Raw genomic sequence first — 19,138 nt, 5'->3', positions numbered from 1 at the left:
CCTGCGCCGCTTAACCGCTGACCACCGGGAGCCCGGCGTTCTTCCATGCGCCGATACCGCCGGCGAGGTGGGTGTCGATCGCGCTCTGCGCTCGGGCGCATTGGTCGAGCGCTTGTCCCGACCGCTTTCCACCCGCGCATTGCAGAACGACGGTTTTCCCCTGCGGATCGGGGAGGTCGCCCGGTGAAAAGCGCGACAGCGGCATGTTCACGGCCCCGGGAATGTGGCCGGTCGCGAACTCATCGGTCTCTCGCACGTCGATCAGAAGCGCCGCGCCTCCCTCCAGCATGGAATGCAGTTCGCGCGGGCCGATCTCGCGGTGACCGTCGGTCTTCTTCGATCCGAACATAAGAGCCTCTTAAGTTTGTAGATTGCTTATAATATGTAATCATTATATATAGTCAATCCGACCATAGGGTGGAAGGAACCGCACATGGGCAAGCCGTTGATCGTCGTGCTGGGAGCCGGCCTGGGCGGCACGATCGCGTCCTATGAGATCAAGGCCGCCGTCAAAGACCGTGCCGACGTGATCGTCGTGTCCGATTCGGACACCTATAGTTTTGTGCCATCCAACCCGTGGGTTGCGGTTCGCTGGCGCGAGCCGGAAGCCATCCAGGTTCACCTGCCCCCGGTGTTTGCGAAGAAGAAGATCGGCTTCACGCCGGTGGGTGCAAAGCGGCTACATGCCGCCGAGAAGCGGCTCGAACTCAATGATGGCACGTTCATCAATTACGATTATCTTGTAATTGATACAGGTCCGGACCTCGCCTTCGACGAGATCGAGGGGCTCGGGCCGCGAGGGCACACCGTCTCAGTCTGTCAGACATCTCACGCAGCCGCCGCGGCCGACGCCTTCGACGCCTTCGTGGAGCGGCCCGGCCCGATTGTGGTCGGCGCGGTGCAGGGCGCGTCCTGCTACGGCCCGGCCTATGAGTTCGCCCTGATCCTCGACACCGAGCTGCGCAAGCGCAAGATCCGCGACCGCGTGCCGATGACCTTCGTCACCGCCGAACCCTATATCGGCCATCTGGGCCTGGATGGGGTCGGAGACACCAAAGGCCTGCTCGAAAGCGAGCTGCGCGACCGTCACATCAAATGGATCACCAACGCGCGCGTCACCAAGGTCGACGCCGGCCTGATGCACGTCGAGGAGGTGGGCGAGGACGGCGCCGTGAAGAAGGCGCACGATCTGCCGTTCGGCTATTCGATGATGCTTCCGGCCTTCCGGGGCGTGCCTGCCGTCCGGAGCATCGAGGGGCTGACCAATCCCCGCGGCTTCATCATCGTCGACAAGCATCAGCGCAATCCGGCCTTCCCGGAGATTTTCGCGCTCGGCGTCTGTGTCGCCATCCCGCCGACCGGACCTACGCCGGTGCCGGTAGGCGTGCCGAAGACGGGGTTCATGATCGAATCCATGTCGACGGCGATCGCCACCAATCTCACCGCCCTCCTCGAAGGGAGGGAGCCGACCGCTGAAGCGACTTGGAACGCGGTCTGCCTGGCCGACTTCGGAGACGGGGGCGTGGCCTTCGTAGCCCAGCCCCAGATTCCGCCGCGCAACGTCAATTGGGCGTCCAGCGGCAAGTGGGTCCATCTGGCGAAGGTCGGCTTCGAAAAATACTTCCTGCGCAAGATCCGCAAAGGCGAGAGCGAGCCCTTCTACGAGAAGTTGGCGCTCCACGTCATGGGCATCCGCAAGCTGCGCTTCTGATCTTCAAATCCTTGAATGAAGGAATGAAAAGATGACTCTCGATCGTGCGGTCATGGTGTTCGCCGGCTGTGTCGTGCTGGTGGGCGTGGTCCTGTCGCTCACCGTGCATCCGTGGTGGATCGCGCTCACCGTCTTTGCCGGCCTGAACATGATCCAGGCCAGCTTCACCGGCTTCTGCCCGGCCGCGATGGTGTTCAAGTCGCTGGGCGTCCGCCCGGGGACCGCTTTCAAATGAGGCTCAAGTGGTCGCTGATCGTCTGCTTCCTCGTGGGCGTCGCGGCGCCCGCCCAGGCGACCACCCTGAAAGATGCGATCGCAGCCGCCATACGGCACGCCCCCGAGATCCAGGCGGCGCAAGCCGATGCCGATGCTGCCGACGCCCGTATCGGAGCGGCGAGGGGGCAGGGCCTCCCCAGCGCGACGCTGAGCGGAACGATCGGCGCTGGGCGGCTCGATCCGCTGGGCTATTTCGGGCTTCAGGCGGCGAACGTCTCGCCCCGAGCCGCCCAGCTTACGGTCGAGCAACCCCTCTTCACGGGCGGCAGGATCAGCGCCGGAATCGCCCAGGCCAAGGCTGGAAGCAAGGCGGCTCGCGCTGGCGAGGACTTGACCCGTAGCCAGATCGTCGTGGCGACGGTTCAAGCCTACGGCGATGTGCTGACCGCGCACCGCATGGTGTCGCTCTATGAGCGGATGGTCGCTCAGATGGAGGAGATCCAGCGTCAGGCGCAGCTCCGCTTCAAGGCCGGAGAAAGCCCCAATACCGATATCGCCCAGGCCGAGGCGCGCCTGGCTGAAGCCCAGGCCGGTCTCGAACACGCCCACGGAAACGCCGTTTCAGCCGATGCGAGGTTCATGAATCTCACCGGCCTTGGGCCACAGGACCTGCAACCCCTGCCGGCAAGCCCACCGGCGCCGGGAACCGTCGAAGAGGCGTTGGATATCGCGCGGGCGAAGAACCCAGGCTTGGCCCAGGCCGAAGCGGCGCTGGCCGCCGCGCGCGCGGCGGCTCAAGGCGCCCGCGCCGAGCGCCTGCCGATGGTCGGAGCCTTCGCCGAAGGCTCCACGGCGCGCGACCAGTTTTTCCCCGACTATCGCACGGACGGCGTGACCGTCGGCGTGCGCGGGCGCTGGCAGTTGTTCGCAGGCGGCGGCGTTTCCGCAAACATCGCGCAGTCCGATAGCCTGGTGAGGGCCGCCGATGCGCGCGTGCGCGCGGCGCGCTCGGCGGTCGACGAACAGACGATCAGCGCCTTTCAAGGCGTTCGCTCGGCCGCCCTGGTCGAAATCGCCGCCACACGCCAGGCCCGCGCCGCCGCCCAGGCGAGAGACAGCGTTCGCCACGAGGTTCGCGTCGGCATGAAACCGCAACTCGACCTGCTCGACGCCGAGCGTGAAGCGACCGCCGCGGCCGCGAACGAGGCCAGGGCTCAAAGCGATCGCATTGTCGCGGCCTATCGACTGCTCGCTCTACTCGGAAACTGAGAGCCGACCGATGCCGGGCGGATGCGGGCCGAGATTTCGGCCTGCGCAATCCCCCTCGCCTGCAAGAAACGGTGGCGCAGCCACATAAAGGAGATCGCCTATGTCCGCGGACATGATCAAGGAAATCAACGACGCCATCGGGGCGCACGGAGCCTGGAAGCTCAAGCTGCGCACGGCGATCCTGATGGGGCGTAGCGATGCGGAGCCGGCGACCGTGCGCTGTGACGACCGATGCGCCTTGGGGCGTTGGCTCTATGGATCTTCGCTCGACGCGCGGACCAGGGCAGGGAAGCCCTATCAGGTCATTCGGCGCTTGCACGCGGAGTTCCACCAGAGCGCGGCGACCGTGCTGGAGGACGCGCTCGCGGGCCGGAAGGATCAAGCAGGTCAGCGCCTCGAAGGCGAGTTCAAGGAACGATCGGAAAAGCTGGTCCGGGCGCTGACGAAGTGGAAGGGCGAACTGCTGAGTTCCACCAGTCTTGGGACCTGATGGGGCGAAGCTGAGCGTCAAGGCCAGGTGCAGATGGCCCTAGTCTGGCCCCAATGTGAACAATTGCAAAATCGACACGCCGACCCCGAGACTTCGCCAAAAGCTGTGCCATAGCAGCACAGAGTCCGTGATCGCGGATCTTTGGGTAGGGGTGGGGTTAGCTTATGCGCATCTTTGCGACGCGCGCGCGGCTGTTCGGCGCGCGGCGGATTATTGCGGCCATCTGTGGCGTTCTGACGTTCGCCGGCGCCGGGTCCGCAGCGGCTGCGATCAACACCTCGATGACGCTGGCGCCCGGCGGCTACGCCAACCCGATCACGCCGGGCGACGTCACGGCGATCCGCATCAGCCTGACCAACGACAACCCCGCGAACGCCGTGGGCGCCGTCAGCTTCACGGCCAATCTCGGCGCCGGGCTGCGGGCCGTGCGCGTCGTGCCCGGCTCCTACATCTGCACCGCCGGGGCTGGCGGCTCCGCGCCGGCGGCGGGAACGGTGACGGCCACGGCCGGCGCGACCCAGGTCACGCTCGCGGGCGGGGCGATCCCCGCCGCCGCCGCCGGCGGAGCGAACGGCCAGTGCGTCGTGGACGTGGAGGTGACCTCCACCGCCGCAAACTCGGTGGGGACCGCGCGTATCGAGGTCGGTAATCTGGATGGCGTCGATAACGGGACGCCCGTCTCCAACCCCTCCGCCGCCGTGCAGACCATCACGGTGCTGTCGCTCTCGCCCGCGACTCTCACCAAGCAGTTCAGCGCCACGACGGCAGCGGTCGGCAACCCCTTCCGCATGACCGTGACGGTCTCCAATCCGAACGCCAGCCGCAGTCTTCAGATGAATGGGGCCGGCGATTCGCCAGCCTACGGGATCGAGGACCTGCTGCCCGCGGGCATGGCGCTCGCCCCGTCGCCGAACCCCAGCACCACCTGCGTCGGCGGAACCGTCGATGTCTCGAATGCAACCCGCGTGCGCCTGGTCGGCGGCGTCGTTCCGGCCGCGGGCTCCTGCAATTTCCAGGTGGACCTCGTCACGACGTCGAGCGGGTCCGGCTACAGCACCAGCCTCAACAACACGATCAATGGAACGACCGGTTTCCACAACAACCGCGGCCTGACGGCGAACAACGCCTCGCGCAGCATCACCTCGACGGCGATGCTGCGGGTCAGCAAGGCGTTCTCGCTGGGCGCCGTCGCGCACGGCCAGCAGTCGTCGCTGACCATCACGATCACCAACGCCAGCACCAGCCAGAACCTGGTGCTCGAGACGGCCTTCCAGGACAGTCCCCTCGACCAGTACGGGAACGGCGCCTATGGCCTCAAGGTCGCGCCGGCCGGGCCGACCACCACCTGCGCAGGCGCCGTCAGCACGGCCGCCGGGGGCGCGGGCGTGCAACTGGCCGCGGGAACGACCTTCGCGGCCGGTACGAGCTGCACCATCACCGTGCCGTTCATCGCCACCCTGCAGAATCCGGGCACGCCCCAGACCTTCATCAACAGCATTCCCGAAGGTGCGGTCGACCTCACCGACAACAGCGTGGTCAGCCAGTCGGCCCAGGCCACCGTCGTGGTGGTGGACCAACTGACGGTCTCCAAGTCGATCTTCCCCAACAACGCCAATGTGGCGCCGGGCAACCCGGTCCGCTTCACGGTGACGGTCAATAACTTCGCAGCCGGGCCGCTGACCAACGTCACCGTCACCGACATCCTGCCCGCCGGCATGGTCTTCCTGCCCACGTCCCCTGCGGCGCCCAGCCGCAGCGGCGCGCCCTGCACCGGCGCGCTAGGAGTGGATGGCAGTACGGCGGGAAGGGTGGTCTTCACCATCCCGAACATGGCCGCCGGCTCGGGGGCCGCGCCGGCCACCTGCGCGATCACCTTCTACGCCCAGACTCCGCCTGGCGCGGCCACGGGCGCGGTGCTCGCCAATGTGATCCCCGCCGGCGGCGTCACGGCCACCGGTCCGGGCGGTCCGATCAGCAACAGCGGTCCCTCCGTCTCCACCGACGCCGACTTCACGATCGCCGACGTCGCCACGGTGAACAAAGGATTCAGCCCCGCTTCGGCCGCCGAAGGCGTCGTCTCCGAACTGACGATCCAGTTCACCAACCTGTCGGCCCAGCCCATCACCGGCGTCAGCTTCACCGACAACCTTCCGGTGGGCTCCACCGGCGGCCAATTGATCGTCGCCACGCCCGCCAAGGCGTCCACGACCTGCGTCGATGGCGTGATCGCCGCCGCGCCCGGGTCCAGCACCATCACCATGACCGGCGCCAGGCTGCCCGCGCGGGCCAACAACGGCGCGGGGGCGGCAGGGTCCTGTTCGCTCACCGTCTCGGTGGTCGGCGGCGCCGGTCATTATGTGAATTCGCTGCCGGCGGGGGCCCTGACCGGGACCGAGACGCTGGCCGACACGACCACCCGGACGGTGTCCAGCCCCGGGCCGGTGAACGCCAGCCTGACCTATTCCTCGGTCCTGGCCGCGACGAAGTCGTTCGCCCCCAACACCATCTCCTCGGGCGGCACGTCCACCGTGACGGTGACCCTGAGCAACAATTCGACCGACGGCACGCTGAACGGCGTCAGCATGGTCGATCCCCTGCCGGCCGGCATGATCCTAGCTTCGGACCCCAAGGCCCAGACCACCTGCGCCGGCGGCTCGATGACGGCGACGGCAGGCGCTTCCAGCGTGAGCATGTCGGGTGCGCTGATCCCCTCGGGCATCAGTTGCACGGTGAAGTTCGATGTGACCGCCACCGGCGCCTCCGGCTGGACCAACACCATTCCGGCCGGGAACATCACCGCCGCCGGCGGGGTGCGGAACACCACCGACGTCAGCGCCATCCTGGCCAACAGCACCACCGGCGGGGTGACGGTCACCAACGCCATGAGCGTGCCCAGCCTGACCTCGCCCGGTCAGATTTCGGTGCTGACGGTCACCATCACCAACAATGGCGCGATCGGCCTGACCAGTGTCGACCTGACAGACTACTTCACCACCAACGGGCTGCCGGGCGGCGCCCAGACGGGCATGGTGGTGGCCTCCAGCCCCAACGCCCAGACCACCTGCACCAGCGGTCTGGTTTCGGCGACCGCGGGCGGAACGAGCCTGAGCCTTACCGGCGCCAGCGTTCCGGCCGCTTCCTCCTGCACCTTCAGCGTCAACGTCATGCTGACCTCGGTGGGTACGGTGCAGAACACCATCCCGACCGGCGCGATCACCAGCGACCAGGGAGTGAGCAACACGCTCCCGACCCAGACCAGCCTCTCGGTCGGCTCCAACCTGGGGATCACCAAGGTCTTCACGCCCGCAGTCGTCCGTCCGAACGAAACCTCGCGGCTTCGCATCCAGCTCATCAATCCCGCGGCCAACCAGGTCACGAACCTGCAGGTCACCGACACCCTGCCCGTGGGCGTGGTGATCGCGGCCGCACCCAACCCGTTCACAAACTGCGTCGATGCGACCGTGGCCGTCACGCCGGGCGGCGCAAGCGTGGGCGTCAGCGGCGGCAGGCTCGCCGCGGCGAGCGCCGGGGTCTCGTCGACCTGCTACGCCGAGGTGGACGTCATCGCCACGGCGACCGGGACCTATCACAACAACATCCCCAGCGGCGGCCTGACCGGCCTGGTCGGCGGCGCGCCGGTCAGCAACCCGGTTCCGGCGGACGCCACCTTGCAGGTGCGCACGCCCCTGACGCTGGCCAAGGCGTTCAACCCGACGGTCGTGGACCTGGGGGCCCCGACCACGGCGACGCTCACCATCACCAACGCCAACTCGATCCCGCTGACCGGCGCCAGCCTGCGCGACGACCTGCCGGCAGGCCTCACCGTGGCCCTGACCCCGAACGCCGCCACCACCTGCGTCGGCGGCGTGGTGAACGCGGCGGTCTCGGCGACCTTCGTCACCCTGACCGGCGCGACCATTCCGGCGAACGGCGCCTGCACCGTCACCTTCGACGCGGTGAGCAACGTCTCGGGCGTCTATGTGAACACCATCCCGGCCGGGAACATCAGCACCTTCGAGGGCGTCACCAACGAACTGCCCGCCACCGACACGGTCAGGGTCACCGACCGCCCGACCGTCAACAAGCAGTTCAGCCCCGCCTCGGTCCCGGCCGGCGTCGCATCGACGCTGACCATCGTGCTCGGCAACACCAACCCCGGCGCCGCGACCCTGAGCGCGCCGATGGTCGACACCCTGCCGATCTCGCCCGCGCCCATCGTGGTGGCGACCCCGAACGGCCTGACCAGCACCTGCACCGGCGTGGCCGCCACGGCCGTCGCGGGCTCGGGCGTAGTCACCCTGCCGAGCGGTGCGGTCATCCCGTCTGGCGGCTGCACCATCACCGTGAACGTCACGGGCGCGGTCGAAGGGAGCTACACCAACACCATCCCGGCCAACGCGCTGCAGACCAATTTCGGCTCCAACGTCCAGCCGACCAACGCCGACCTGGTGATCAGCCCGCTGGGCTACATCTCCGGCAAGGTGTTCAAGGACGCCAACGTCACGCCGAACGGCGTCTTCGACGGGACCGACACGCCGATCGCCGGCGTCGCCATCGTCCTGACGGGCACGGACTTCGGAGCTGATGGCGTGGCCGGCGGCGGCGACGACAGCCCCGTCAACCGCACCGTGTTCACCGACGCGCTCGGCAACTACGCTTTCACCGGCCTCAACCCAGGCGCCTATACGGTCACCCAGCCGAACCAGCCCGCGGGCACGGTCAACGGCCTGGCCACCGCCGGTCCGGTGCACGGCGTCGGCACGGCGGGCGCGGCGTCCAATCCGACCGCCACCTCCAGCACCGTAGGGGTGATCACGCTCCTGAAGAACGGCCTGGGTCAGGTCGGGACCTCGCCGGGCAACGATTTCGCCGAGGTCGAGCTTTCGAGCATCGCCGGCTCGGTCTTCCTCGATCAGAACGACAACGGCGTGCGCAACGCCGCCGACACTTCGCTGCAAGGTGTCGTCATCGAACTCCTGGACGCCACGAACGCCGTGGTGGCCACCACGACGACCGGCGCCGACGGCGGCTACAAGTTCTCCAACCTGCGGCCGGGAACCTACACGGTCCGCCAGCCGACCCAGCCTCCGGGCACCGCGAACGGCAAGACCATCGCCGGCACGGTCGACGCCGGCGGCTCGCCGGGCGTGGCCACCGCCCAGACCGTCGCGCCCAGCGCGATCGGCGGCGTCGTCCTGCCGCCGGGCGCGACCTCGGTCGGCAACGACTTCGCCGAAGTCCCCGCCGGCCGGCAGATCAGCGGCCGGGTGTTCGCCGACGGCAACAACGACGGCGTGTTCAACAGCGGCGCCGACACCGGCCTGGCCGGCGTGCAGGTCGTGCTGACCGGTACGGACTTCAACGGCCTGCCGGTCGGTCCGATCACCACCACGACCGACAGCCAGGGCCGCTACAGCTTCACCGGCCTGGCGGCGGGAACCTATACGGTGACCGAGCCTGTCCAGCCCGGCGGCACGACCAACGGCCTCACCATTCCGGGCGATACCGGCGGCGTGGCCACCGCGGTGACCGTCACCCCCTCGGCGATCACCGGCATCGACCTCACCGGCGGCGCGACCATCTCGGCCGAGAACAACTTCGCGGAGATTCTGGTCCCGACGCCGCCGGCCACGGAAGGGCGCATCTCGGGCCACGTCTTCGTCGACGCCGACAACGACGGCGACCGCGACCCCGGCGAGGCCGGCATTCCCGGCGTCACCGTGCGCCTCACGGGCGTGGACGCGAACGGCCAGCCGGTCTCGCTGACCCAGGTCACGGACGCCGACGGCGCCTTCGCCTTCATCAACCCGCCGCCCAGCAACGGCGCAGGCTACACGATCACCCAGGAGCAGCCCGCCGGCTTCACCGACGGCAAGACGAAGGTTCCGCCGGGCAATCCAGGCGCGGCCGCCACCGGCAAGCCGGTGGGCGTCGGCGACCAGGACCAGATCACCGGCGTGACCTTCAACGGATCGACCAATCTCTCGGACTATCGGTTCGGCGAGATCGCGATCCCGCAGCTCAAGCCGCCGATCGTCAACGGCTATGTCTATCTCGACCGCGACCACAGCCGCAGCCGTCCGCGCGACGGCTCGATGGAGGGGCGCCCGGACTGGACGGTCGTGCTGCGCCAGAACGACGCCGTGATCTGCACGGTGAAGACGGACGCCGACGGCTTCTACCAGTTCGACAACCTGCATTGCCCTGGCTACGAGCAGAGCGGACTGCCGACCGGCCCCGGCTTCTCGATCACCTTCACCAAGGATGGCGGCAGCCTGCCGGCCCTGCCTACCTCGGGCGGGAACCGCGGCCAGACGCCGTCGACGGGCGGGCGCATCATCGCCATCACGCTGAATCCCTCCGACCGGGTTGTGGAGCAGAACCTGCCGCTCGACCCCGCCGGCGTGGTCTATGACAGCGCCACCCGCCAGCCGGTTTCGGGCGCGACAGTGGTCATCTCCGGCCCGCCCGGCTTCGATCCGGAACGGAACCTGGTCGGTTCCACCGCCGCCCAGACCCAGGTCACCGGCGCGGACGGATACTATGGCTTCCTGCTGCAGAACGACTTCCCGAGCGGCGTCTACGTCCTGACGGTGACCTCGCCGGCCGGCTATCTGTCGGCGCCGTCCGGCCAGTTGCCGCCTTGCGTCAATACGCTGAACGTCGCGGCCTATCCCGATCCGGCGCTGGTCCAGGCCAGCGACGGCGCGCCAGGCCAGGGCGTGCCGGTCCACGATCCGGCGGCGTGCCAGGGCCAGGTCCTGGGCGGCTCGGCGACGACCCAATACTATCTGTCGCTGAACATCACTCGCGGCGGCTCGGCGCCGATCGTCAACAACCACATCCCGCTCGACCGCATGGTCGCCGGCGCGATCCTGGTGACGAAGACCACGCCGAAGCTGTGGGTGAGCCGCGGCGAGCTGGTCCCCTACACCATCACCGCCACCAATCCGGGCGCGGTCCCGCTGGCCAATATCAGCATCCGCGACCAACTCCCGCCCGGCTTCAAGTATCGGGAAGGCAGCGCCACCCGCGACGGGCGGCCGGTCACGCCGACGGTGGATGCAGGCTTCGTCGCCTGGCCGGCCGAGACCTTCGCACCGAAGGAGAAGAAGACCTACTCCCTGATGCTGACCGTGGGGTCCGGCGTGGGAGACGGCGACTATGTCAACCGCGCCTGGGCGGGTCTTGCGCCGGCCGGGACGCAGCTTTCCAACCTCGCCATGGCGCAGGTGCGGATCGCGCCCGACCCGACCCTCGACTGCCCGGACGTCATCGGCCAGGTCTTCGACGACCGTAACGCCAACGGCTACCAGGACGAGGGTGAGCCCGGCATTCCCGGCGTGCGCATGGCCACCGTCAACGGCCTGCTGATCACCAGCGACGCCGAGGGCCGGTTCCACGTGCCCTGCCCGATGACGCCGAACATGGACCGGGGATCGAACTTCGTCCTGAAGCTCGACGAACGCTCCCTGCCGTCGGGCTACCGCGTCACGACCGAAAACCCGCGGGACGTGCGGCTCACGCGGGGCAAGATGACCAAGCTCAACTTCGGGGCGACGGTTCATCGCGTGGTCCGCGTCGAACTGACGGGCGAGGCCTTCGAGTCGGGCAAGTCGGAGCTGAAGCCGGAGTGGCGGGCCAAGGTCGAGGCCATTCAGGAACCGCTGCGCGAGCGTCCGTCCATCGTGCGCATCGCCTACGGGCCAGGGGACGATCCACCGGACCTGGTCCGCGACCGAACCCATGCCGTCCGCAATCTGATCGAACGCGGCTGGAAGACCCAGAAGCGTCAGTACGCCCTCGTCATCGAGATCGAGGGGGAGCAGTGATGAGCCAGTCTTCGAAGATTTCGCAGCGGGCCCTGCTGCTCGCCGCCGCCAGCACGCTCGGCCTCATCGCGGCGATCCCCGCCCAGGCCCAGGCGCCAGCCGTTCCCGGCCCCAGGACCGAGACGGAGTTCACGCCGGGCAAGCGGGTCGACCGCAGCCGGACGCTCCGCCATCCGGTGGCGCCGAACGTCGAGCGCGAAGGCGTGGAGTTCGACAGCCTCGGCCCATCGGCCCTGACGCGTGACGAGCAGGCTGTGGTTGCACAGCCTGCGACGGCGCCCATCGTGGAACTGCGCGAGCTGCTCGACGGAACCAACTTCGAGTCCGGCCGCGACGTGCTGCTGCCGAAGGCGCGCCAGACGCTGGACGCGCTGGCCGCCAGGCTGCGCGGCCAAAGCGACCTGCGTTTCGAGATCGCCGGCCATACCGACAACCAGCGTATCTCCCAGCGGCTGAAGGCGGTCTTCCCCGACAACCAGGCGCTGTCGGAAGCCCGCGCCCGCGCAGTGGCGGCCTATCTCGCCGGCCAGCTCGGATTGCCGATGGACGCCTTCGCCGTCGTTGGGCGCGGCGAGACCCAGCCGGTGGCGACCAACGACACGCCGCAAGGCATGGCGCAGAACCGCCGGACGGAAATCCGCGTCAGCTACCGGCAGGTGTCGGAAGCTCCGCAGCCTGCGCCCGCGCCGGTCGTGAGCCTAGTGAAGCAGGACTATTGCGCGCCCGGCGTCTCCGCCCGGCAGCCGGTCTCGATCAGCTTCGACGGCGCGCCGGTCGAGGGCGACACCAGCCAGGTGGAAGCCGACCGCCAGCGCTGCGTCGACGTGGCGCTGGAGCGCGCGGACATCCAGGTGAAGTACGATCCCTTCAACCTCGCTCCGGCGCTGAACGTCTGGGCGGTTCCGGGCGAGGCCGGGCGTGGACGGGAGGTCCTGCTGCGGACCTACACCAACTATGCCTGGTGGCTGAAGACGGCCGAGATCCGCATCTTCGCCCAGGGCCAGAGCGTCGGCGAGACGCCGCTGGCCACGGTTCCGGTGGAGATCGGCGGCGAAGCGCGGTGGACGCCGCCGGCGAACGCCTCCCACACCCTGGCCTATGTGCTGCGCGTCTATGACGACAAGGGCCGGTTCGATGAGACCGCGCCCAAGTCTCTGCTCGTCGAGGATCGTATCGCCCTGACGGCCGAGGCCGAGCGGGCGGCGCGCGACGACATGTCCGGCTACGGCCAGTCCAGCCTGAAGCTGCACAACATCCCGGCCCGCGGCGGGGCCGTCACCATCAGCGGCGAGAAGATCGCGCCCGGCCAGACGGTGACCGCGCTCGGCATGGCCGCGCCCGTCGACCCGAACGGCAAGTTCGTGGTGCGCCAGATCCTGCCTGCGGGCGCGCAAAAGGTGGTGGTCTCGGTCAAGGGGGCGGACGGCGAGGCGCTGACCTTCGAGCGCAACCTCTCCATCGCGGCGGACGACTGGTTTTATGTGGCGATGGCCGACCTGACCGCATCCAAGGGCCGGACCACGGGGCCGGCTCAGTTGGTCGCCGCCGCGCCTGACGACCGCTACGTCAAGGAGACGACCATCGACGGTCGGCTCGCCTTCTATCTGAAGGGCAAGATCCTCGGGAAATATCTGCTGACCGCCAGCGCCGATACGCAGGAGCGGCCGCTGAAGGACCTGTTCAGCAACTTCGACAGCAAGGACCCGACCTATCTGCTGCGGCGGATCGATCCCAACCGCTACTACCCGGTCTATGGCGACGACTCGACCATCGTCGACGACGCGCCGACCCAGGGGAAGTTCTTCGTCCGGCTGGAGCGCGACGCCAGTTCGGTGATGTGGGGCAACTTCCAGACGAGCTGGACCGGCACGGAGCTGACGCAATACAGCCGCGGTCTCTATGGCGGCGACCTGATCTGGAAGTCCGAGGCTCAGACCAGCTTCGGCGAGCGGCGTACGACCCTGGAGGCCTTCGCCGCCGAACCGGGCACCTTGCAATCGCGCGAAGAGTTCCGCGGCTCCAGCGGCTCGCTGTTCTACCTGCGCCGGCACGACATCACCCAGGGCTCCGAACGCGTCTGGGTGGAGATCCGCGACAAGGATTCCGGCATGGTGCTGGAACGGACCCTGCTCGCGCCCTCGCAGGACTATGAGATCAACTATCTGCAAGGCCGGCTGACCCTGCGCAGTCCGCTGCCGTCCGTGGCCGACGGACTGGGCCTCGTCCAGACCTCGACCCTGAACGGCAACCCGGTCTATCTCGTGGCGACCTACGAATATGCTCCGGGCCTCAGCAAGGTCGAGGGCTCGACGGTCGGCGCGCGCGCCAGCCATTGGCTCAACGACTATCTGCGCGTGGGGGGAACCTATTATCGCGAGGGCGACGGCCTTTCGGACCAGACGCTGACCGGCGGGGACTTCACCCTGCGCTATCGGGCGGGCACCTGGCTGAAGGGCGAATATGCCCGTTCCAAAGGCATGGGCGACGGCGACCTGACCTCGCTGAACGGCGGGTTCGACTTCACCCAGAACCTGACCTCCAGCGCGACGGCCGAGGCTTACCGCTTCGACATGGCGGTGAACCTCGCCGACCTGAATGAGGGCCTGGCCGGCCGCATCACGGCCTATGTCCAGGACCGCGGGCGCGGCTTCTCCGGGCCTGGCCTGGTGACGCCGAACGGCGAGGCCGTCCGGCAACAGGGCTTCGCTGCGGTGTTGCCGGTGGCCGACCGGGCCGAGATCGCCATCAAGGTCGACGACCGGAAAGCCTTGAGCCAGAGCGCCGAGGCCCAGGAAGCGGCGGTGCGCGTGAAGCTGAACGCCGAATGGGGCGTCTCGGCCGGCCTGCGCCGCGACGATCGCAGCGCCCCGCTAGGCGGCGGCCTCTACAACGCCAGCCCAACGCTGAGCCGCTATGGCGAGCGCACCGACGCCATCCTGCGGGTGGACTTCCGGCCCTTGGCGCCGGGACAGGACGCCGACGGTCCGATCGCGACCGGCGTGGCCGATGCAAGCTCGACCTATGGGGCCCCCGGCGGCAATGGCCTGGTCACGGCTGACGCCAACGGGCCGGCCGGCAGCCTTCTGCCCTCGGCCATCGACGGGTCGGGCGGGGTGGTGCAGACCAGCACCGACCCCACGCTCGCCGCCGGGGTGGCGGCCGCGCGGGTGGCTGGGCTCGAATACCGCGACTGGAGCGCCTACGGCTTCGTGCAGCAGACCCTGAGCCGTAGCGGCGCTCGCCCCAACAACAATCGCGCAGGCGTCGGCGGCGACTGGCAGGTGACCGACCGCATCCGCATCGGCGCTGAGGCGTCTGGCGGTTCAGGCGGCGTGGGCGGCCGGCTTTCGGGCGAATACCGGCTCGACGAGCGCTCGAACCTCTACCTGACCTACGCCCAGGAAACCGAGGTTCCGGACCAGACCTACGCCGGCCGCCAGGGCGTGCTGACCTTCGGCGGGCGCATGCGCCTGACCGATCAGCTCGGAGTCTTCGCCGAAACCCGTGCCGCGTCCAGCGAGGGACCGCACAGCCTCACCAACGGCTTCGGGGTGGACTTCACCCCCGCCGAGCGTTGGACCACCGGGGTCCGTTTCGAGACCGGGCGATTGAGCGATCCGATCTCCGGCGACATGAAGCGCAACGCCGTCAGCCTCAACGCCGGCTACAAGAGCGATCGGCTGAAGCTGCTGTCGGCGATCGAATATCGCCGTGACAAGACCTCGACGCTTGGTCTCGTCCAGGGAACCTGTCCCGACACCCCGGACGCCGGCGGCCTTTGCGTTCCGGCCGGCACGACGAACATCGCGGCCGGCGACAGCACGCGTGAAACCATCCTCTTCAAGAATTCGGCGAGTTATCAGCTCGACTTGGATTGGCGGCTGCTGGTGGTCTTCAACCTGTCGCGCTCGACCTCGAGCGACGGCGCCTTCTACGATGGCGACTATACCGAGGCGGTGGTGGGCGCCGCGTACCGGCCGGTCGACAACGACCGCTGGAACACGCTGTTCAAGTACACCTATTTCTACAACCTGCCTTCGACCGGCCAGGTGGACAACTTCACCAACAGCCTGTTCGACTACAGCCAGCGCAGCCACGTCCTCAACTTCGACACCATCTACGACCTGCGGCCCTGGCTGTCGGTGGGCGCCAAGTACGGCGTGCGCGTCGGGGAGCTGAAGAGCCGGACCGGCGGCGACTGGCTGGGCAGTCGCGCGCAGTTGGTCGTGCTGCGGACCGACCTGCATCTGGTGAAGGAGTGGGACGCCGTGGCCGAGTGGCGAAGACTGTCGGTGCAGGAGGCGGACGACAGCCGCACCGGCTTCCTGCTGGGCGCCTACCGCCACATCGGCGAGCATGGAAAGCTGGGGGTCGGCTACAACTTCACCGACTTCTCGGACGACCTGACGGACCTGTCGTACCGCCACCGCGGCTTCTTCATCAACGCCCTCGCGGCGTTCTGACGGAAGAACGGCTCGGGCTCGGCTGCGCAGGCGCGCGCCGCCGAAAACCTGGGTTTCGGTCTTCGCAGTCCCGCTTGGGAAGGCGCCTAATTGCTCGGCGTCCGGTGGTCGAAATCGAGGCGACCGGGCGGCTCGACCAGGGGGCGACGCCGGAGGCTCTGACGCTCGTCGGTCTTGTGTCCTAGTCGCCTGTCATGCGCGTCTTGGTGATCGATCCGGATTTTGCGCGGGCGGCGCTCGTGGCCGAGGGGCTTGCCGGCGTCGAGCCGTTGGAGGTTCGCCACGCAGCCGTCTATGACGCGGGCGAGGCGGCCGCCTTCGCGCCCGACGTAGTGGTGGTCGCCGCCGAGAGCCCGGACCGCGACACCATCGAAAGCCTGCGCGAGGCGAGCCTTTCCAATCCCCACCCGGTGGTGATGTTCGTCGATCGCTCCGAACCCGGTTTGGCCGAGGAGGCGGTGCGCGCGGGCGTGGCGGCCTATGTGGTCGACGGGCTGGCGCCGGCGCGCGTGCGTGACGTGCTCGATGTGGCGATGAGCCGCTTTCAGCTCATGCATCAGTTGCGCAGGGATCTGGAGAAGGCGCGGGCGGACCTGGCCTCGCGCAAGACGGTCGAGCGGGCCAAGGCGCTGCTGATGAAGGAGCGCGGCCTCGAAGAGGAGGCGGCCTACCGGCTGCTGCGTAAGCTCTCGATGGACACCGGCCGGCCGCTGGGCGCGGTCGCCGCCGACCTGCTGGCCTTCGCCGGCGTGCTGAAGGGAGATGCATCGTGAGCACGCGCTTGATGCTGGGGTTCGTGCCGCTGGTCGACGCGGCCGGCCTGATCGTGGCGCAGGCCAAAGGATTCTTCGCCGCCGAGGGGCTGGAGGTGGAGCTGTCGCGCGAGGCGTCCTGGGCCACGATCCGCGACAAGGTGGCGTTCGGCGCCCTCGATGGCGCCCACATGCTGGCGCCCATGGTGCTGGCCCGCACGCTCGGCGCCGGCGGCGATCCGAGCGCCATGATCGCTCCGCTCACCCTGGCGGCGGACGCCAGTGCGATCACGGTGTCGGCCCGGCTCGACCTCAGCGCGGGGGCGGGGAGCCTGGCCGACCTGGTGGCGCGGCGCCGCGAGATGGGCGCCAGCCCGCTGACCTTCAGCGTCGTCTATCCCTACTCGGTCCATAACTACCTTCTGCGGCTCTGGCTGGCGCAGGCGGGGGTCGATCCCGACCGTGACGTGAACCTGACCATCGCCCCGCCGCCGCGCATGGCCGACCTGCTGGCTGGCGGCGTGATCGAGGGCTTCTGCGCCGGCGAACCATGGAACAGCGTCGCCGTCGCCGCAGGCGCCGGGACCATCGCCGCCCGCGCAGCCGATATCGCCCCCGGCTCGCCCGACAAGGTGCTGGGCTTGGCCGCCCATTGGGCGCAGGCCAATCCGCAGACTCTGGCCGCGCTGATCCGGGCCTTGGTCCGCGCCCTGGCCTGGGCGGGCGCGCCCGAGAACCATCGCAGCCTCGCCTTCCTGCTGGCCGAGCCGCAGTATCTGGCCGTGCCGCCCGACACCGTCGCCGCCGGCCTGCGCCACGTCGCCTTCGGCGACGGCCGCCCCGATCCGGCCCAGGCCCGGTGGCTGCTCGAGCAGATGCGTCGCTGGGGCCAGATCCCTGCTGACGCCGTCCCGCAGACCCAGGTCTATCGGGCCGATCTCTACGACGCGGCCCTGGCGGACGCCTGAAAACCGGTCAGGCGCCGGCCTCGGCGCCTTCCTTTTGCGCTGCAACATGAATCCGGCCGGGCGCGCCTGCATCGGGCGTGACGCATCTCCCGTCGGATGATCCCCTTCCGGTCAGGCCCAGGACAACGGCGTTCGCGGCTCCTCGGAACGGCTCGACGCAGAGCCTTCACCGAAACCCTCGGCGACGCCGCCGCTTCCGTTCCATCCGCACGGGGCCAAATCCATGCTGAGCCGCTCGTTCCTGAAGGCGGGCCACACGCCCACCCTCCTGTCGTCCTTCCTCTATTTCGACCTGAGCTTCATGGTCTGGGTGCTCCTCGGCCCGCTGGGCGTGGCGATCGCCAAGGACTTCCATCTCGATCCCGCGCAGAAGGGGCTGATGGTCGCCGTGCCCGTGCTGGCGGGCGCGCTGCTGCGCCTGGCCGCCGGGGTGCTGGTCGACCATATCGGCCCGAAGAAGACCGGCGTCCTCGCCCAACTGGTCGTGCTCGCAGGCCTGGCGAGCGCCTGGCTGATCGGTATCGACAGCTACCATCAGGTCCTGGCCCTCGGGATCGTGCTGGGCGTCGCCGGCGCCTCCTTCGCCATCGCCTTGCCGCTGGCCTCGCGCTGGTATCCGCCCGAGCACCAGGGCCTGGCGCTCGGCATCGCCGGGGCCGGCAATTCGGGGACCGCGCTGGCGGCCCTGTTCGCCCCCGGCCTGGCCCAGGCCTATGGCTGGAGCAACGTCATCGGCCTGGCCTGCCTGCCGCTGGCGGTCGCCTTCGTGGTCTTCGTCCTCTTCGCCAAGGACGCCCCCCGCCGCCCGCCGCCCAAGGCCCTGACCGAGTATCTCGACGTACTGAAGACGCCCGACGCCTGGTGGCTGATGCTGCTCTACGGCGTGACCTTCGGCGGCTTCGTCGGCCTGTCCTCCTCGCTGACCATCTATTTCAACGCCGAATACGGCCTCTCGCCCGTCGTCGCCGGTTTCTTCACCGCCGCCTGCGTCTTCGCCGGCTCGTTCGTGCGGCCGGTAGGCGGGGCGATCGCCGATCGCATCGGCGGAGTGCGCACCTTGAGCGTGGTCTACGTCCTGGCGGGGCTGGGCCTGGCGCTGGCCAGCTTCCACGCTTCCAGCGTCTGGATGGCCTTCGGCGTGCTGCTCTTCAGCATGATGGCGCTCGGCGCCGGCAACGGCGCGGTCTTCCAGCTCGCGCCCCAGCGCTTCGGCAAGGAGATCGGGGTGGTGACCGGCCTGATCGGCATGACCGGCGGGATCGGCGGCTTCTACCTGGCCGCCAGCCTCGGCTGGGCCAAGCAGGCGACAGGCTCCTACCAGGCCGGCCTGCTGGCCTTCGCGGGCCTGGCGTTCGTCGCCTTCATCTGCCTGACCGGGGTGAAGGCCCAGTGGCGGCGGACATGGCTCGCCCCCGTCGGCGCGCGTTCCTGAGCGGA

At 68.8% G+C, this 19,138-nt stretch carries 10 protein-coding genes; 9 read left to right on the top strand and 1 reads right to left on the bottom strand.

The window, feature by feature from the left end:
• Window positions 1-10: 10 nt before the first annotated feature.
• Entirely contained in the window at window positions 11-349 is a 339-nt protein-coding gene (locus tag ACE3TL_RS04370) for a rhodanese-like domain-containing protein (protein ID WP_374577507.1), read from the bottom strand.
• An 84-nt stretch (window positions 350-433) separates the two neighbouring features.
• Here ACE3TL_RS04370 and ACE3TL_RS04365 point away from each other — a divergent pair, with 84 nt between their 5' ends.
• From ACE3TL_RS04365 to ACE3TL_RS04325, 9 genes are all read left to right on the top strand, one after another.
• Window positions 434-1,711, top strand: a complete 1,278-nt coding sequence (locus ACE3TL_RS04365; RefSeq protein WP_374577506.1) for an NAD(P)/FAD-dependent oxidoreductase — start codon at window positions 434-436, stop codon at window positions 1,709-1,711.
• A 31-nt stretch (window positions 1,712-1,742) separates the two neighbouring features.
• The gene (locus ACE3TL_RS04360) at window positions 1,743-1,946 is read left to right on the top strand and encodes a DUF2892 domain-containing protein (protein ID WP_374577505.1); all 204 of its coding nucleotides are present in this window, start codon (window positions 1,743-1,745) and stop codon (window positions 1,944-1,946) included.
• Window positions 1,943-3,196: a TolC family outer membrane protein gene (locus ACE3TL_RS04355; RefSeq protein ID WP_374577504.1), complete on the top strand. Its 1,254-nt coding sequence runs from the start codon at window positions 1,943-1,945 to the stop codon at window positions 3,194-3,196. The genes ACE3TL_RS04360 and ACE3TL_RS04355 overlap by 4 nt, the downstream gene beginning before the upstream one ends.
• Window positions 3,197-3,296: 100 nt before the next feature.
• Complete coding sequence (locus ACE3TL_RS04350; RefSeq protein ID WP_374577503.1) at window positions 3,297-3,686, top strand: CZB domain-containing protein; 390 nt, start codon at window positions 3,297-3,299, stop codon at window positions 3,684-3,686.
• A 164-nt stretch (window positions 3,687-3,850) separates the two neighbouring features.
• Complete coding sequence (locus tag ACE3TL_RS04345) at window positions 3,851-11,518, top strand: SdrD B-like domain-containing protein (RefSeq protein ID WP_374577502.1); 7,668 nt, start codon at window positions 3,851-3,853, stop codon at window positions 11,516-11,518.
• A complete protein-coding gene (locus tag ACE3TL_RS04340) occupies window positions 11,518-15,981 on the top strand; it encodes an OmpA family protein (protein ID WP_374577501.1) in 4,464 nt (1,487 codons plus the stop codon). The genes ACE3TL_RS04345 and ACE3TL_RS04340 overlap by 1 nt, the downstream gene beginning before the upstream one ends.
• 194 nt (window positions 15,982-16,175) lie before the next feature.
• Complete coding sequence (locus tag ACE3TL_RS04335) at window positions 16,176-16,754, top strand: ANTAR domain-containing response regulator (RefSeq protein ID WP_374577500.1); 579 nt, start codon at window positions 16,176-16,178, stop codon at window positions 16,752-16,754.
• A complete protein-coding gene (locus ACE3TL_RS04330; protein WP_374577499.1) occupies window positions 16,751-17,701 on the top strand; it encodes a CmpA/NrtA family ABC transporter substrate-binding protein in 951 nt (316 codons plus the stop codon). Before ACE3TL_RS04335 ends, ACE3TL_RS04330 begins: the two co-directional genes overlap by 4 nt.
• 223 nt (window positions 17,702-17,924) lie before the next feature.
• Window positions 17,925-19,133 (top strand): nitrate/nitrite transporter, encoded by a 1,209-nt coding sequence (locus tag ACE3TL_RS04325; protein ID WP_374577498.1) that lies wholly within the window; start codon window positions 17,925-17,927, stop codon window positions 19,131-19,133.
• Window positions 19,134-19,138 lie beyond the last annotated feature (5 nt).

The sequence above is a fragment of the Phenylobacterium sp. genome (genome assembly GCF_041920015.1).
Classification (GTDB): domain Bacteria; phylum Pseudomonadota; class Alphaproteobacteria; order Caulobacterales; family Caulobacteraceae; genus Phenylobacterium.
This window is presented reverse-complemented; position numbering and strand designations above follow the sequence as displayed.

Excerpts from the sequence above, each read along its gene's own strand:
- ACE3TL_RS04370 (WP_374577507.1), bottom strand. The coding sequence starts at position 349 with ATGTTCGGATCGAAGAAGACCGACGGTCACCGCGAGATCGGCCCGCGC.
- ACE3TL_RS04365 (WP_374577506.1), top strand. The coding sequence starts at position 434 with ATGGGCAAGCCGTTGATCGTCGTGCTGGGAGCCGGCCTGGGCGGCACG.
- ACE3TL_RS04360 (WP_374577505.1), top strand. The coding sequence starts at position 1,743 with ATGACTCTCGATCGTGCGGTCATGGTGTTCGCCGGCTGTGTCGTGCTG.
- ACE3TL_RS04355 (WP_374577504.1), top strand. The coding sequence starts at position 1,943 with ATGAGGCTCAAGTGGTCGCTGATCGTCTGCTTCCTCGTGGGCGTCGCG.
- ACE3TL_RS04350 (WP_374577503.1), top strand. The coding sequence starts at position 3,297 with ATGTCCGCGGACATGATCAAGGAAATCAACGACGCCATCGGGGCGCAC.
- ACE3TL_RS04345 (WP_374577502.1), top strand. The coding sequence starts at position 3,851 with ATGCGCATCTTTGCGACGCGCGCGCGGCTGTTCGGCGCGCGGCGGATT.
- ACE3TL_RS04340 (WP_374577501.1), top strand. The coding sequence starts at position 11,518 with ATGAGCCAGTCTTCGAAGATTTCGCAGCGGGCCCTGCTGCTCGCCGCC.
- ACE3TL_RS04335 (WP_374577500.1), top strand. The coding sequence starts at position 16,176 with ATGCGCGTCTTGGTGATCGATCCGGATTTTGCGCGGGCGGCGCTCGTG.
- ACE3TL_RS04325 (WP_374577498.1), top strand. The coding sequence starts at position 17,925 with ATGCTGAGCCGCTCGTTCCTGAAGGCGGGCCACACGCCCACCCTCCTG.